This is a genomic window from Pseudomonas sp. HY2-MNA-CIBAN-0224 (assembly GCF_040310285.1).
GTDB lineage: Bacteria > Pseudomonadota > Gammaproteobacteria > Pseudomonadales > Pseudomonadaceae > Aquipseudomonas > Aquipseudomonas helleri.
The window spans coordinates 1-16030 of the sequence record NZ_JBEOPQ010000084.1; the positions used below are offsets into that span (position 1 = coordinate 1).

General features: G+C 53.8%; 9 protein-coding genes. 6 read left to right on the forward strand and 3 right to left on the reverse strand.

All coding sequences use genetic code 11. The annotated features are described in order from the left end of the window. Both AAEZ03_RS23930 and AAEZ03_RS23935 read right to left on the reverse strand, forming a co-directional pair. On the reverse strand, positions 1-1889 hold a 1889-nt coding region (locus tag AAEZ03_RS23930), incomplete at its 3' end, for a DUF6531 domain-containing protein (RefSeq protein ID WP_350582034.1). Then, a complete protein-coding gene (locus AAEZ03_RS23935; RefSeq protein WP_350582037.1) occupies positions 1886-4633 on the reverse strand; it encodes a type VI secretion system Vgr family protein in 2748 nt (915 codons plus the stop codon). The genes AAEZ03_RS23935 and AAEZ03_RS23930, both read right to left, overlap by 4 nt. 974 nt (positions 4634-5607) lie before the next feature. Here AAEZ03_RS23935 and AAEZ03_RS23940 point away from each other — a divergent pair. After that, positions 5608-6606, forward strand: coding sequence for a hypothetical protein (locus AAEZ03_RS23940; RefSeq protein WP_350582040.1), 999 nt, complete (start codon positions 5608-5610; stop codon positions 6604-6606). Between the two features lie 262 nt (positions 6607-6868). Here AAEZ03_RS23940 and AAEZ03_RS23945 read toward each other — a convergent pair whose 3' ends face one another. Next, on the reverse strand, positions 6869-7009 hold the full coding sequence (locus AAEZ03_RS23945; protein WP_350582042.1) for a PDDEXK family nuclease: 141 nt from the start codon (positions 7007-7009) through the stop codon (positions 6869-6871). A gap of 29 nt (positions 7010-7038) precedes the next feature. On the opposite strand from AAEZ03_RS23945, the gene AAEZ03_RS23950 reads away from it, so the two are divergent. The 5 genes from AAEZ03_RS23950 to AAEZ03_RS23970 all read left to right on the forward strand — a co-directional run bounded on the left by AAEZ03_RS23950 (position 7039) and on the right by AAEZ03_RS23970 (position 15821). Then, entirely contained in the window at positions 7039-8640 is a 1602-nt protein-coding gene (locus AAEZ03_RS23950; RefSeq protein WP_350582044.1) for a DNA cytosine methyltransferase, read from the forward strand. Between the two features lie 87 nt (positions 8641-8727). Beyond that, positions 8728-10173 carry an ATP-binding protein gene (locus tag AAEZ03_RS23955; RefSeq protein ID WP_350582046.1) on the forward strand — a complete coding sequence of 482 codons (1446 nt, stop codon included), beginning with the start codon at positions 8728-8730 and terminating at the stop codon, positions 10171-10173. Between the two features lie 13 nt (positions 10174-10186). Beyond that, on the forward strand, positions 10187-13009 hold the full coding sequence (locus tag AAEZ03_RS23960; protein WP_350582048.1) for a Z1 domain-containing protein: 2823 nt from the start codon (positions 10187-10189) through the stop codon (positions 13007-13009). Continuing rightward, on the forward strand, positions 13009-14013 hold the full coding sequence (locus AAEZ03_RS23965) for a PD-(D/E)XK motif protein (protein WP_350582050.1): 1005 nt from the start codon (positions 13009-13011) through the stop codon (positions 14011-14013). The genes AAEZ03_RS23960 and AAEZ03_RS23965 overlap by 1 nt, the downstream gene beginning before the upstream one ends. Then, a complete protein-coding gene (locus AAEZ03_RS23970) occupies positions 14013-15821 on the forward strand; it encodes an AIPR family protein (RefSeq protein ID WP_350582053.1) in 1809 nt (602 codons plus the stop codon). Before AAEZ03_RS23965 ends, AAEZ03_RS23970 begins: the two co-directional genes overlap by 1 nt. The last annotated feature ends 209 nt before the right edge of the window (positions 15822-16030 follow it).

Consider the following 16030-nt stretch of genomic DNA (forward strand, 5'->3'; position numbering starts at 1 on the left):
GTGTGGATATGGCGGGTGACGTTTTTGGCGGCGTCGCGAAACAGCCATTCTTCGTTGCCGTCGGGGTAAATGATGCGGTAGGTGTAGCCAAGGATGTCGTAGTAGTGCCAGGTCTCCTGGCCGAGGGCGTCGGTGACGTAGGTGAGACGGATGTTGGCATCCCATTCCAGGCGGGTGTCGTAGCTGCCGTCGTCGGCCCACTCGCGCACGGCTTTGGCGTCCGGACCGTCGCCTTGCCATTGCAGGTTCATACCGCGCCCGGTGCGGTCGGTGTAGCGGGTGATCAGGTGATGCTGATATTGATACGCCCACTGCGCGGCGTTTTCGTCGCGGGCAGCGCGCAGATCGCCGTGCTCGTCATAGTCGTAGCCCGCCAGTTGGCGCAAGGGCGCGCCTTCGTGCATCAGCCACAGGGCGTTGATGCGGCCGTTGTCGTCGAGCTGGGTGTGGATGTGCTGGTGCGGGGTCTCGCCCTGATAGGTGATCAGGTTCGATAGCACCGCTTGGCCTGCGTGCTGGTGGTCATAGTGCAGGGTGACGCGGGCGCCGCCGCGCAGGGTGATTTCACTGAGGGCGTAGTGATCGCCCAACTGCTGGTAGTGTTCCTGGCTGTCGTGGCCGCGGGCGATGACCAGGGTGGTGGCTGAGTTGCGAACCAGCAGTACGCCTTCAACGGCGTCGTAGTGATGTTTGCCGAGCTTGGGGTTGGGATAGCGGTGGTTGCGCCCGTCGGCACCAAGGTAGATCAGGCCTGTGTCGTTGACCGCGATGCGGGTCGTAAAGGGGGTGATCCAGCGTGCGCCGAGGCTGCCGTGATCCAGGGTGTTGAGGCTTGAACGGTAGGTGCGCACCCATTCAACCGGGAAGGGTCCGGGCAGGGAAAAGTCAGTGTGCGCGACGGTTTCGCTACCCGTGGCGAAGCTGATGCTGCAGCCGGTGCTGGAGGCGGTTTTGTTTTTGCAGCCGGGATCTCTGTCAGTGTGACGTTGAGTGTTTTGAGTCACCATCCCGCCTTGGCCTGTTTGGGCCTGAGCGTGGCTGACGTGTTGTGGTGCGACGCTTGCTGGCTGGGTGCCGCGGCGCTTGCGGCGGGCGAGGGCGCTGACCAGTTCGGCAATCAAATTGCCGATGCTGCCGACTTTTCCCGCATCGCCCAGCGACGTGACCTTTTGCACGGCCAGCTTGCCGATATCGTCGGCACTCTTGGCCACGCTGAGCAGCTCTTGGCAGGTGCTTTTGGAGAGCAGTCTGTCGTCGATTAAAAAATGCGCCCCAATGGCAAACAGCGGGCCTGCGAACAGAGACGCAGTTTTAGTCTTGTTTGCCAGCGTCTTCTGTCCGTCATCGCTGGCGATGCTCCTGAGCATCTGGGCGAAGGCGGCACAGGCTTTGCTGATTTCGGCGGCGATTTTCGCCAACAGCTCGCTGAGGCGGGTTTGAATGGCGGCGGCAAAGTCTTCGAGTGCGCCTCGGGTTTTGTCGTTGAGATTCTCTTCGAGGGCGGTAAGCATGGCTGCTGAGATGGCCGCCAGACCGTTTATGCGCACCGTGGACAGCGTGGTGCGCACCGCCAGCCGGGCAGGACCGACGCCGGGGAACGAGACCAACCCGACGACATTGATACCCAGGCTCACCCAGGTGAGGAAATCCTCGCGGTCACCTTCGATCAGTGTGAGCAGATCGCCAATGGCATCAATCCCCGCAAAGACTGTACCGACCCCGGGAATAACCGAGCCAGCGGCGTGCACCATGTTCCAGCTGACCGTATCGTTGGTGAGCTTGCGCAGCCATTGGTCGAGCTTTTCCTTGCTTGCCTCTATATCGCCTTTGGTGACCGTATTGATTGGGCTGTTGGCCGATTGCCGTGGGCGAGTGGCAGGAGAATTCATGATGATTTCTCCGGGTTGCCGGGCCGCTGTCTGGAAGCATCGATGCTGCCCGCGAGGGTTTTGACCGACGAGGGCATTTTGCTGAGGGCCGCTGCCTTAAGCGCGTTTTTAGACGGTGGGGTGTTGAGTACTGTCTCAAGCACCGCTCTGGCCTGAACCGGCAGGTGGGTGCGGGTGGTGTCAGCGGTGGTGGTTTCGATTTGTTCATGGGGCCCGGGGAAACCCGGATCGGTCCAGACATCAACCGGGTCCTTGTTGAACTGGACGTTGGCCGGGCCGGGTGCCAACCCCGCCACGGCTGCAAACCCATTGGCATCCAGCACGCCTTTGAACACCTGCCCCAGAGCATCTTCTACCTGGTATTGGCCCCCCTTGAACGCCAACCCATTGGCATACTGCTGAAGCAACTCCAGATTCCCGGTACCGCTTTTGAGGTCTTGGGGAAACGCCGCGGCCTGGCTTTGCGCGTTTTTATAGGCAAAGTTGCTGGCATGGGCGATGTATTGGCCGCTAGTGGTGTGGGTGATACCACCGGCGTTATAGGTGGTGGTGCTGCCCGCGGCCTTGATCACCAGTTCTTCTTTGGCGCTGAGGGTGATGCGTTCGGCGGTGGCGGTGATGTTGAGCTTGGCCAGCAGGTTGATGTTGTCTTTGAGGGCGCGAATGTCGATGTCGCCAGAGGCCGCGACCAGTCGCCAACCCATACTCTGGACGAAAGTGCGCACGCCGCGGCTGGCGCTGATCAGCAGGCGTTTGCCGATGGCCAGGCTGGTGTGGCCGCCACTGGTCAGTGCCAGGTGTTCGCCGCTGGTCAAGTGAGTGGATTGCGGCGTGCTGCTGGCGATTCCGGCAGGGCTGTGCAGCACTAGATAGGGTTCGCTCAGCTCCGGGAACTGGTTGGCGCTCGGGTTGCCGCCTGTCCCGCGAATGGCCGCATGCTGGTCACTGAGTGCCTGCGCGACTTCATCTTGATCGCCGCTTTCCTGGGCCAGATGGTCGCGGGCCAGTTGGGAAAAGGTAGCGTGATGTTGCTGCGCAATGCTGAGTTGCTCGGCGCATTCGGGCAGGTCGGTGTGATGGGCGACAGCGCGGGCGCGAAGCTGGGTCGTCAGCAACAGACCGCCGCCCGCCCGCACCACACCGTGGGCGTCGGTACGCAATTCAAAACCTTCGCCACGAGGTGCTCCGCCATCGGGGCGCGGATGGGTCAAGAAGCCCGTGTTCAGCGCTGTGTGCTGATGGTCGGTCATCAGCGTGGCGCTGATCTGGCCGTGGGTGTCATCAAGGCGCAGTTCGTTGTGGCGTTGGCCGTGCAGTTCCTTGCTGCGGATCGGGCTAATGGCCTTGAATTCCGGGAGTTTGTAAGGCGTGCGGTTGATGGCGTGGTAACTGCGGCCAATCACCATCGGCTGGTCGGGATCCCCATTCAGAAACGCCACCAGCACCTCTTGGCCGATGCGGGGCAACGCCACATGGCCCCAACCCGCCCCGGCCCAACTCTGGCACACCCGCACCCAGCAAGAGCTACGATCGTCGTTGCGGTCTTCGCGGTCCCAAGGGAACTGCAGACGCACCCGGGCATGCTCATCGCAATAGACTTCTTCATTGGCCGGGCCGACCACGGTGGCGATTTGCGGGCCTTCGATACACGGCTTGGGCAGCAGCGGGGCCTGCCATTGCAGAGTGTCGGGGATCAGCGTGGCGGTCAGGCTGTAGCGAGTGCCGACCCGGCTGTCGGCGGACTCCTCTTCCAGGGCGGTGTGCTGCTGGCCGCTGTGGTGGATGTGCACGGCGCGCCAGCCGATGTTCATGTCTTCACGCGGGTGGCCGACCAGATCAAAGGCCAAACCCGGCACCAGCCGTGCATCATCACCCGTCACTTCAACCGTGCGCGCATCGCTGCGCAAGGCCAGCAGGCGGGTGCGGGTGAAGGGTTTACCGGCGTTGTCATGTTTGTACCGGCCGGGGTAGTCATAGCGTTCATAGCCGCTGGATTGATGGTCCAGATGCATCGCCTGTTCTTGTTGTTCCAGGTTGTAACGCGGATGAGTGAAGGTGTAATCGCGCTGGGTCTGCTCGCTGCTGCGCACGTGCTCGCGGTAAGTAAAGCTGTGCAGTGCCGGTTGCGCGGGATCGCCGCCGGGGTTGGGCGCGTACACCAACGGCTCATCCTGCAAAATGCCGAAGGTGGCGATGTGGTCAGCCAGGATCAACGAATGCCCGGTTTCACTGTGCTGAAAGATCGACAGCAGGCCTTCTTCGGCGGCCAGGCGCTGATAAAACGCCAGGTCCAGCTCGCCGGCCTGAACGCAGAATTCACGTGTTTGATGGGGCTCGGTCAGGCGCTGGGTACACGCGCCCCAGTGGCGCGCCTTGAACAACTGCTGGAGGATCTGCGGCACGCTGCGCTGCTGAAAGATGCGCCAGTCTGATTGCAGGTTGGCGCGGGCCAACTCGGGCTCGATACGGGCGCGATACCAGGTTCGGCGAAAGCCGGTTTTACCTTGCTCGAACTGGCTGATCAGGCCGTGCACGTACCGCACGGCCTGGCCGCCCTGAAAGAGGGTCAGCGTGGCGGGTTTGTCCAGCAGGGTGGCGAAGTCGGCATTGGCGGATTCGCTGATCAATTCAACGTTTAAACAGAAAAGTTCGGAGATGCCTTCGCTCAGTTCAAATGACACCACCTCAAAGGCAATGTCGGCTGTTGAACTGAATGTAAACCGCACATCCTGTGGACGGGACATAGTTGCTCCTAGGTGCGTGCACAGGGGGCAGAGTCAAGTTGCTCTGTGTGCAGATTGCGGTTTATAGGCAATGGCTTAGATTGAATGTCATGAACTTTAAAGATGACTTTTGAGTTCGTCCTCTTCCGTATTCCTTATATTTCGTAGGAAGATTCCGTAATTAAGTTATTTGCGGGAATTATTCGGGCACGGCACTCATGTTAGGGCAGCAGATTTTGGGGCGGGTGTGAGCGAATTATCCCGCCAGAACTTTTTAAGCGACTGTGATACGTGTTAGGTCATATTGTTTAAACGCATGGAAAAGAATGCACAGGCGCTAAGCCAAACAGTGGTCGCCGCGATCTAGGGGGGACACCACGGGCATTGTCTGTTAAACGGGTAATGGCGTGGGGCAACACCCGCCAGCGGCTTAGTAAGTTGAGCAAGAGGGGGCAGTGCAACGTGCCATGCAAGGTCTGCTGTTAGCTGAGCAATTTTGCAGCTTCTGATCACTCTGGGTTTGCACGTGGTACTGGTCCTTGAGGCCCAAACATAGGCAGAGGCACATCAGTATAAGTGCGTACAACCTTGGCTTTTTTCCTAGGTTTACACTAGGGTGCAGGCCGCGTGGCCACCCCGTAATGCGCTAAATCGCGGTGCTACGATAAGGGTGATCGATCCTAGTGATTAATACTGCGTTGCTGCCTGCATGAACGTGAGATATGCCAGTGAAAATTCACTGTCCAATGCTCTTGGGTCAATGTCCAAGTACGCGCAAAATTCCCAACTTTCCATAGGTAGAGTCGTATGAGTACTAACGCGCGTGCGGATCTTTGAGGGGTAGCTAACTGCCGTCCATACCGCGACCATTTATCTGTTCTTGTCTTGTCAAAATTAACTTTTCTTGGAAAAAGCATTATTTCTGGGCATGATATGGCATGCTGACATCATTGGGGTGTTGGATGTTACTGGCTTAATGATCAGGCGATAGGGACATGGAAGTGACGGTAAGGGTGATGTCTTGCGGGAAGGAAATTGACCGCATTACTGGCCCTCTCCATATTGATGGGCAACAAATTGCTGTTACCTACAGAGAGCGGCTGTGGCCAGTCGAGGGCGTTTGCATTCACGTCGAAACTGAAGTTGACATCTTAGATGCCGAACGGCGCCCCGATAGGGCTGAATGGGAAGAGCTGGTCGTACGTCTAGTACCAGAGTCATTTCCTACGCTAAGAGAGGAGTGCTCAGAGCTTCTTCGCGTGCTTTTCAAAGATAACCTGCCGGATGGGATTGTCCGCGCAATTTCTTCTCTTGCATACGTGGGGCTAGAGCGAGACGCGCACGAGCTGCTAATCGACTTCTTGTCCGAGAAATACGACTCCCTAAATTTAAGTAGGCAGCTACAGCCCGAATTAGTTTGCAGTGAAAAATTAAGCACTCTTCCATGCTCATCCAATTCAGTCCTTACGTTTATTATTTCTGAGTCAGATATAGAAGTTGACTCAATTGCTGAAGATGCAGCTCTGCAGGATTGGGATTGGGATTGGATGGCAACGGATGAGATACAGCACCCCGAAATTGACGATAAGAGCCTGAGGGCCGTTGCAGGCAGAATTCAGGAAGCTATCGGCACCTACCGCTCCTTGGAAAAAGGCACAATGATTCCAAGTTTGGTCGGACCTATTGACGACACTCCTTCTGATGAAGATTCAGCCCTTCCTCAATACGCTAATACACGATCATCTGAGGAGCGTGTACTTGTAGAGCGCACCGCCAAACTCGGTATGGTGGCCCTAGATCTGCTGCGATACTTTGCAGACAATCCGGGCGACAGAGCTGCTCACGCGGAACTCGTGTTGGGGTATCACGTAACAGATATCAATAAAATTCTATCGGGTTCTCTGAGCCATTATCTTAAAAAAAACCAATCAGGTGGATGGGTATGCCACTTCTGGGTTTCAGGGGTATTGCAAGCTCTGGATGAGGCATTGTGAAGGGGTTAATTTCCGTTGCAGGTGTGTACCGCTATTCCAGAATTTTCGGGTGTTCAAGCAGTGCGCGAATGCCGCATCGGGATTTTTAGCTTCCACTCCCCAAATTGTTAACCCGCACCAGTTGCTCCTGCCCAGTTTTCTGTCCGGAAGTCGACGTGTGTCTTGGGTAGAGCCACACGTACGTGCAGCCGGTGTGGCTATACCGAAAACGCCCATGCACAATAAAACAGATTTTCAATCTAGGTAGTACAATGACAGGTCTTCACGGCAGCTCCATAAGATGAAGTCCGAAGCGGTAACCATGAGCGTGCAGAAAGCGCCTCACAGCTAGCTCCGGCTTGAGGGCCTTTTCCCTGATATCGGACATCTTTCGGGATCTCGTGGCGCGTTCAACTACATCCATTTCGTACTTTCTCAAATTAGCGTGGTTTCATGAGTCGTAGCTATCCCATTCAGGTTGTGGATCTCTTTGCTGGTCCCGGGGGTTTAGGGGAGGGCTTCTCCTCTCTTTCGGACGTTAATGGCGACACCTTCGAGATCAAGGTATCGGCCGAAATGGAGGTTTCCGCACGTTCTACTCTCCGGCTCCGGGCTTTCTATCGTCTGCTGAGGAGTAAACAACCCGAAGCCCTCGAGGATTACTACAACTTTTGTGAAACGGCAGATGTGACTGAGCCCTATACGGCCAAAAGCCTTGAGGCTTGGAGGCATGCCGACGACGAAGCACAGCTGCTAGAGCTGGGCACCGAGGAGGGCAACGCTAAACTCGATAAAATGTTGGCAAGCCGTTTGGATGAAACTAGGCCATGGGTTCTCATTGGAGGACCTCCATGCCAAGCCTATTCAATAGTAGGTCGAGCCAGAAATCGTGGGAAGGCAGATTACCGTGCAGAAAATGATCACAGACATTTTCTATATCGCGAGTACCTGAGAATCATTCAGAAAAAGAGGCCTGCAGTTTTCGTGATGGAAAACGTGAAAGGCATTCTTTCATCGCAGGTCGCTGGTGAGCAAATGTTCCCCCAGATTTTGCGAGATCTTGCAGACCCGGATGCAGCGTTTGGAGAAAGTGGTAATGGTCCGAAGTACAGAATTTGTTCTCTCGTCGCCGATGACATCTACGTAAGTGGTGCAGATTCGGACAGCATAGAGCCAAGCAACTACATCATTCGGGCAGAAGATTACGGCGTTCCCCAAGCTAGGCATAGAGTCATACTGCTTGGGGTTTCGGAAGAGTACCTGAGCGCACTTGGCGATCACAAACTGTACCCAGCCTCGGGGCCGTCGATAGAACAGATAATTGGTTGTCTACCGCCATTACGTAGCACTCTTACTAAGTTAAAAGACTCTCCAGATGCATGGGCGGACATAGTGCGTCAACACTTGACGGAACTGAGTCATGATTGCCTTCAGCTAGTGAGTGAGACGCCTGAAAGACTTGCGCTGGCCACTAGGCTTGGCATTCTTGCCAGCAGTTATGATAGTCGCGACTTGAGCTCGGGTGGTCTGCGGGTGCTGAGAAAAAACACCCACAATGGAGTGACGGGAACTCATCTCGATAGCTGGCTGCAGGACCCGAGACTGAAGTATTGGCTCAATCATGAGGCTAGGGGGCACATGAGCTCCGACCTACGAAGGTATGTATATGCTGCCGCTTTTGCTGAGACTTACAAGGAATCCCCCAAGGGGCATCAAAACTTCAACCTTCCTGGACTGGCGCCGGATCATAAGAACTGGACAAGCGGAAAGTTTAATGACCGGTTCCGTGTCCAGAGAGCAGGGATTCCTTCTACTACAATAACTAGCCATATTGCTAAGGATGGTCATTATTTTATTCATTACGACCCTAGACAGTGTCGTAGTCTGACTGTCCGCGAGGCTGCAAGGCTGCAGACTTTTCCCGATAATTACTTTTTCTTAGGCAATAGAACACAACAGTTCCATCAAGTGGGTAATGCAGTTCCGCCGCTTTTGGCTCGGCAGATTGCAGATGTTGTAGCCCGGATCATTCTAGGTGGAAAAAACGCGAAGTAGTGTTTATGTACTACCGCAGGCATGACAGGGAGCGTTATTTTGTCACACACTTTCAAGAGCCGAAATGCTCCGCCCAAGGCCAGCTCAATGGTCGAAGCTCTGCGAGGTTTGGGTTATAACACACAGACAGCACTGGCTGACATCATTGACAATAGCGTTGCAGCAGGCGCCTCAGAAGTCAGAATCGAGTTCGTCTGGGCTCAGGCAGAGAGTCGAATTACCTGCATAGACAACGGAGCCGGAATGTCTGCTGCTGGGCTTGATCTGGCGATGAGGCTTGGTGAGCGTAATCCTCTTGAAGAGAGAGCAACGTCCGATCTTGGTCGCTTTGGGCTGGGCCTCAAGACGGCGTCTTTTTCACAGTGCCGAAGACTTAGCGTTGCAACTATTGGTGTGGATGGCATGCAAGCTCTGCGTTGGGACCTTGACTATCTTGCAAACAGCTCCGATGGAGGCTGGTATCTGCTTGAAGGTGCCCATCCCGGTTCCGAAGGGTATCTAGAGCCCCTTACTGAAGCCGGTTGCGGGACTTTGGTGTTGTGGGAAGAGTTGGATCGAATCGTGACTCCGGGAAGTACTGTTCAGGACTTCTTGAACCTTGCCGACAAGGTTGAGCAGCATCTTGGAATGGTGTTTCACAGGTATCTTGAAGGAACCCGACCACGCCTTAGAATCCTGCTCAACGGACAGCAGGTGAAACCCTGGGATCCATTCATGGCGGATCATCCGGGAAAACCCTACAACCCTCCCGTCTTTAAGCACCCGACACTCAAGGGAATTGAAGCTGAGTGCCATGTTTTGCCGCACAAGGACATGCTCTCTAGCGAGGGTTTTGAAGTGCTGGGTGGCCCTGAAGGCTGGACGGACCAACAGGGATTTTATGTGTACCGTAACGAGCGCCTTCTCGTTGCAGGCAGTTGGCTGGGCCTAGGGTCTGGTAGGTCTTGGACAAAGGACGAAGCTCACCGGTTGGCAAGAATTCGTTTGGACATACCTAACTCTGCCGATGCTGACTGGAAGATTGATATCCGCAAGTCCACTGCCAGACCCCCTGTCTATCTACGAGACTGGCTTACCCGTCTTGCCGAAGCTACGCGGGGACGTGCACGTCGAGCCTTCGCTCACAGAGGCCGGCCCACCTTGCTTGGAAATAAACAGGTGGTCGAAGCCTGGAAAGTCGATCGTCTAACCAGTGGAATACGATACCGGATAGATAGTGACCATCCTGCAATTCGAGACGTTTTGGATGATGCGGGAGGACTGCTCCCGCAGATCAAAGCTATGTTGCGGATCATCGAGGAAACAGTCCCTGTTCAAAGGATTTGGATCGATACTGCGGAAAACAAGGATACGCCTTGCACAGGCTTTGAGAAGACCCCGTCCAGTGAGGTCAATGAGGTCTTAATGATCATGTACCGCAGTATGATCGAGAAGAAAGGATATTCCGCTTCTTCTGCTAGGGAGCAGCTTCGTACAACGGAGCCTTTCCATGCTTTTCCTTCATTGATTGATGCCCTGCCAGACAATTTTTAAGGAGCTGCGACGAATGTCCGAAGACAACAAATGGAGTGTGGTTAAGTTTGTCCAAGAGATGATTGCGGACGAGCAGGGCAAATTGGCGATTACTCCTGCACTCATTTCGCAAAAAATCGACATGGTGCTCAAGATCATGCCGAACAAGGCCGAGGGTTTAGACCGTGGGGCGGTCACTGACGAACTCATCAGAAGGTTCAGTATTTGGGTTGGTAAGGACTCATCTCTTGTTGACATGGTCGGGCATGTCCCTTGGCTGACCAGCGAGGTAAAGAAAGAGTGGCGTTACTGGCGGCGGTATAGAGAGTGGCAGGAAAAGAAGTTGCCATGGAGTGCTGTAGAAGCACTCGATGAAACCACTGATAACATTCTTTCCATGCTGGAAGATCCTGGGCGTGAAGGTCCTTGGGATCGTCGCGGTATGGTTGTCGGCCATGTGCAGTCCGGAAAAACCGGGAACTACACAGGGCTTATCTGTAAGGCGGCAGATGCTGGATACAAAATTATAATCGTGCTGGCAGGGCTTCATAACAACCTGCGCTCTCAAACTCAGATGCGACTAGATGAGGGTTTTCTCGGCTATGAAACCAGCCCAATAGAGGGGGAGGGAAACGTAGCAATTGGAGTTGGAAAAATTGACCCTTCTCCTGCGTTGCGTCCCCAATACGTTACCAACAGAACCGAGACTGGAGATTTCAACACCAAGTTTGTGAGAAATCTTGGTGTCTCGCCAGAGCAGAAACCTTGGCTGTTCGTTGTAAAGAAGAACAAGACGGTTTTGCAGCGTCTACTTAAATGGATTCACAAGCATGTTGCAGAAACGACGGACCCTGAAACCGGGCGTCCACTCGTAACCCATCTTCCTCTGCTGATCGTTGATGATGAAGCGGATCATGCATCGGTAGATACCGGTGAGAAGGTTGTAGACGAAAACGGCCAACCTGATCTCGAACATGAACCTACGGCAATTAACAGCCTTATTCGCCAGATACTGCACTCCTTCTCGAGAAAGGCCTATGTAGGTTATACGGCCACTCCGTTTGCAAACATCTATATTCACGAGCAGGGAGAGACGATAAAGGAGGGGGCCGATTTGTTCCCGTCAGCATTCATCACCAATTTGTCCGCGCCGTCTAGCTACATCGGCCCGTCAAGGGTATTCGGTCTAGCGGGAGAGAATGGACGAATTGGCGCTCTCGATCTGGTTCGTCCTGTGACGGATCACTGCTCCAGTGACGGAAAGGGTGGCTGGATGCCTGTCGGTCATAAAAGCAATTACGTGCCTTCCGACGTCATACCTCCTTCGTTGGTCGAAGCAATACAGTCATTCATACTGGCCTGCACCATTCGTCAACTGCGGGGACAGGGGGCAGAACATTGCTCGATGCTAGTGCACGTCACGCGATTCAATTTGGTTCAGCAGCATGTACATGGGCAGGTTCGCAGTTACATCATGCAGTTGAAGCAGCGGCTCAGACGGCGCATCGACCATGAGGGTGTTCTTGCAGAACTCTGCAGCCTTTGGGATAGAGACATCCGGTCGACAAGCCATGAAATTGAAAAGCAGATGGGAGAGGGCCTTTCTCGGTGCAAAGCTGATGATTGGTTCGAGATAGAGCGAGCGTTACCTGATCTGCTGGAGCAGATCGATGTGCGCATGATCAATGGTACTGCAAAGGATGCGTTGGACTATGTAGACAGCGCAACGGGGCTGAAGGTCATCGCAATTGGAGGAGATAAGCTGGCCCGAGGACTTACGCTTGAAGGCCTATGTGTTAGCTATTTTCTTAGGGCTTCCAAAATGTACGACACGCTGATGCAGATGGGACGATGGTTTGGTTATCGACCGGGTTACTTAGACTTATGTCGCCTTTACACCACGACGGATCTAGTTGAATGGTTCGAGCACATTGCCGACGCAGCGGAAGAGTTGAGAGCCGAATTCGACTTCATGAGAGATAGCGGGCTAACGCCGCGTCAGTATGGTCTCAAGGTTGTCTCACATCCTGTGTTGATGGTGACCTCGCCCCTGAAAATGAGAACCGCCAAAACACTTTATCTGTCCTTCAGTGGGGACATTGTCGAGACGGTCAGCTTTTTCAAGGAGCCCGCCCAGCTCGAACAGAATCTCGCGGCTTTTAATTCTCTTGTAAGCACGATGGGTAAGGGATCATCGATTCCTTCGCAGAGTCGGAACGGTAGAATCGATAAATGGAGTGGGGTTCGCTGGGATGGTATTCGGGCGCAGCCCGTCGTCGACTTCCTTAGGGGGTATCAGACGCACCCGGACTCCCGAAAAGTGAGAAGTGACCTGCTTGCGAACTTCATTGAGGAGATGAGCCGGTCGGGAGAGCTTACCTCTTGGACAGTTGCCATCATCGGGGGTGGGGTTACCGGGACCGAAGATGTTGCAGGTTTTCAGGTCAAGCGAATGAAGCGAATAAACAAGTCGCAGGAGGTTGACAACAAGTATTCGATAGGTCGTTTGCTTTCTCCTCAGGATGAAGCTCTGGACCTTGATGAATCGTCGTGGAATGCCGCACTTGAGTGGACTCGGACTGACTGGAAGCCCGACCCCAGCCGTTCCAGAGGCAAAGAACTGCCTGAGATGCCAAGCGGGCCTTACATCAGGCGTGTTCGTGGCCAGGGACGTGGACAAGTAGCACCGCATCCAGAAAAAGGACTACTGCTTATGTACCTTCTTGACCCAGTGGACTCTAAAGTCTCGGGAGTTGATCTACCTGTCGTCGCATTTGCAATCAGTTTTCCTTCCAGCAATGCGGGCAAATCTGTGCCCTATGTTGTCACTAACCTCATGTGGGAGCAGCAACAGTAATGGCGCCAGTGAGTAGTTCCGAGTTGCTTGGTATCTGGAGAGCCCTCCCCGGCAACGCATTGGCTCCGGGATGGCGGTCGATTGATCTTTTTCAGAGAGCAACAATTAGGATCAAGGCAGCTAGGCATGCGCCGGGTAATGAGGAGGCTATTCTGGTTGGTTTTGCCAACTGCAAGGTCGCACCGACCTCACAGTTGCCTCAGGGGCAGGGTTTTCGTATTGAAAGGGTTGGACTGGGTGAGGATTGCCAGTGGCTTGCAATCGTCCGCCAATCTGAGGGCAGCCTAGAGCTGTTTGCAGCCGTTGTCTCTGATGTATGCGGACTGCTGGAATCCGCCAAAAGTTGTACCGAAGAACTTGCCTATCAGCGACTGCTTGGAAGAGTGCGCGGGTGGCAGGAGTTTATGCGAAAAGGACGGGAAGGGCTGGGGCCCGAGGCCGAGCTGGGGCTTGTGGGTGAACTCTGTCTTCTGCGGCAGTTGCTTGATGAAGGTGTGCTGCTTTTCTCGGCTGTGCAAGGGTGGAAAGGGCCGCTTGATGGGCTTCATGACTTTCAAATTGGTGCGGGGGCGATAGAGGTCAAGTCCACAATGGCAACGGAAGGCTTTCCGGTGAGGATCGCCTCATTGGATCAACTCGACGAATCCCAGTGTCCGCCACTTTTCCTTGCCGCACTTCGCTTCGGATCGACGGACTCGGGAATGTCGCTTCCCGAGTCCGTGTCGGATTTGCGTTGTCTGCTGGAGCCTGATCCTGCAGCGACCAGGCTTTTCGAACAGGCACTGCATCAGGCTGGGTATCTGGACATGCACGCAGAAAACTACAGTCGTCGCTTTTCACTTAGCGAGATCAGGGTGCATCTCGTTGATGCGGAGTTTCCGAGGCTGACTCCTTTCAGCATCCCGACAGCCATTCGTCGAGCGCAGTACGAGCTCGATCTAGCTTTAATTCTTGCCGATAACCATTCCTTGACGAATGTGCTTGAACAACTTGGAGTCGTTTGATGGAACTTGTGGATTTTCTGCGGGACACGCAGGCATCGATTCGTGAAGAAATTGTGAAGGATGTTGCGCCTGGGGAAGCTCCTGTACCTGCAGAGGCCGTATTTACTGAACATGTAATGATGCATATGGCCGACGAGGGAATAACCTTTGAGCCAACGGTCTGCCACTACGGTGCCAAGGTCGGGTCTTACAAGGTCAAAATCAGTGGCTACTCTGTCTCGGACACAACCGATGAGCAGGGGAATCCTGATCGACTTGATCTGTTTGTGAGTCTCTATAAGGGGCTTGAGGAGATTGAAGACGTCCCAGACCCTGAAATTGGCAGAGCAGCGAAGCAGGGGCTGCACTTTCTCAAGTTTTGCGCTACAGGCAAACTTTCAGAAGAGCTTGATGAAACCAATGAAGCTTATCCGCTTGTCACAGAAGTTGAACGTATATTCAAAACCTTGGATAGTATTCGAATTTTTGTAATTACCGATGGTCAGGTTAAGACAAGGAACTATGCGCCCCAAGATATCGAGGGCAAACAAGTACGCCTTGAAGTTATGGATATTCATCGCCTGTTCAATCATTGGCAACAGGGCCGGCCACGAGATGAATTAGTGGTCAACTTTCAAGACCTTTGCGGTACTGCATTGCCAAGTGTATGGGTTCCTGGTGCTGGTGATGATGAATACGATTATGCTCTGACGGCAATGCCCGGTGAGGCTCTGCGCTTTCTCTACGAGAAATATGGGCCTCGCATTCTCGAAGCAAATGTGCGTTCGTTTTTGGGGGTTGGCAGCAGAGGTGTAAACAAGGGGATTCGAGACAGCTTGCGGAACAATCCGGACCGTTTTATGGCCTACAATAATGGCATCGTTGTTGTAGCTGATGCAGCTAAGCTAGATCGTACCGCTGATGGTTCGACGGGTATTTTGTGGCTCCAGGGAATGCAAATCGTCAATGGTGGGCAGACCACTGCATCCATCTACTTCGCTAAGAAAAAAAATCCCGATATAGATCTAAGTAGCGTCCGAGTTCCTGCAAAGATTATTGTGCTTCGAAAGGGTCAGGAAAATGACGAGGAACTGATCTCTAACATTTCTCGCTATGCCAATAGCCAGAATGTTGTAAAACAATCCGATCTTTCTGCAAACAAGCCATTTCATCGCGAGCTGGAAAAGCTTTCAATGCGCACATACTGTCCGGATGGTGTGGGGCGTTGGTTCTATGAGCGATCCGCGGGTAGTTATAAGGTGATGCTAGAAAAAGAAGCGACAACGGTTGTTCAAAAGAAAAAACTGCAGGTAGCTATTCCACCCTATCGCAAGATCACCAAGCCGGACTTGGCGAAGTTTTTGTTCACATGGGAGCAGAAACCCCATGTGGTAAGTTTGGGCAGTCAGAAAAACTTTCAGGCCTTTATGGATGAGTTGGGGGAGCGAGAAAATTCCGGAGAGAACGTGATTCCAGATCAGAAAGTGTTTAAGGACATGATCGCAAAGGCCATTCTATTCAAATCCGCTCAGAAAGTAATAAGACCACTATTTCCTGCATTTCAAGGCAATATCACGGTTTACACGATCTCTATTCTTGCACTCAAGCTAGGTAAAAATTTCGATTTTGATAGAGTCTGGCAGGAACAGGCCATTTCACCACAACTGCAAAGACAGCTGGCTACTTGGGCACATGAAGTGAATGATGCGCTTCATCGTGGAGCTTATGGGAAGATGATCTCCGAATGGGCTAAGAAGCTAGAGTGCTGGTGGCAGGTCAGAGACTTTAGGTATTCGGAGGCAGCGGGTGATATTCCGGAATTATCCTGAATGCAGTTCGAGCGCAACGCGAGTGGCGAAGCAAGACTTGAAAAAGTGTGCGATTTGAACAGGTCATGAGGATTACCTCAGGCGTTGCGAAATGATCGGAGGTTCCAGCGCCCATCACAACGCAACGCTATCCTGTAGTGGTCAACTAATTCCGGACACCTCGATAGGTTGTTTCCACGCCATCGCCCGTTCGTAATCGGTCGGTGGCA

Excerpts from the sequence above, each read along its gene's own strand:
- AAEZ03_RS23935 (WP_350582037.1), bottom strand. The coding sequence starts at position 4,633 with ATGTCCCGTCCACAGGATGTGCGGTTTACATTCAGTTCAACAGCCGAC.
- AAEZ03_RS23940 (WP_350582040.1), top strand. The coding sequence starts at position 5,608 with ATGGAAGTGACGGTAAGGGTGATGTCTTGCGGGAAGGAAATTGACCGC.
- AAEZ03_RS23945 (WP_350582042.1), bottom strand. The coding sequence starts at position 7,009 with ATGGATGTAGTTGAACGCGCCACGAGATCCCGAAAGATGTCCGATATC.
- AAEZ03_RS23950 (WP_350582044.1), top strand. The coding sequence starts at position 7,039 with ATGAGTCGTAGCTATCCCATTCAGGTTGTGGATCTCTTTGCTGGTCCC.
- AAEZ03_RS23955 (WP_350582046.1), top strand. The coding sequence starts at position 8,728 with ATGGTCGAAGCTCTGCGAGGTTTGGGTTATAACACACAGACAGCACTG.
- AAEZ03_RS23960 (WP_350582048.1), top strand. The coding sequence starts at position 10,187 with ATGTCCGAAGACAACAAATGGAGTGTGGTTAAGTTTGTCCAAGAGATG.
- AAEZ03_RS23965 (WP_350582050.1), top strand. The coding sequence starts at position 13,009 with ATGGCGCCAGTGAGTAGTTCCGAGTTGCTTGGTATCTGGAGAGCCCTC.
- AAEZ03_RS23970 (WP_350582053.1), top strand. The coding sequence starts at position 14,013 with ATGGAACTTGTGGATTTTCTGCGGGACACGCAGGCATCGATTCGTGAA.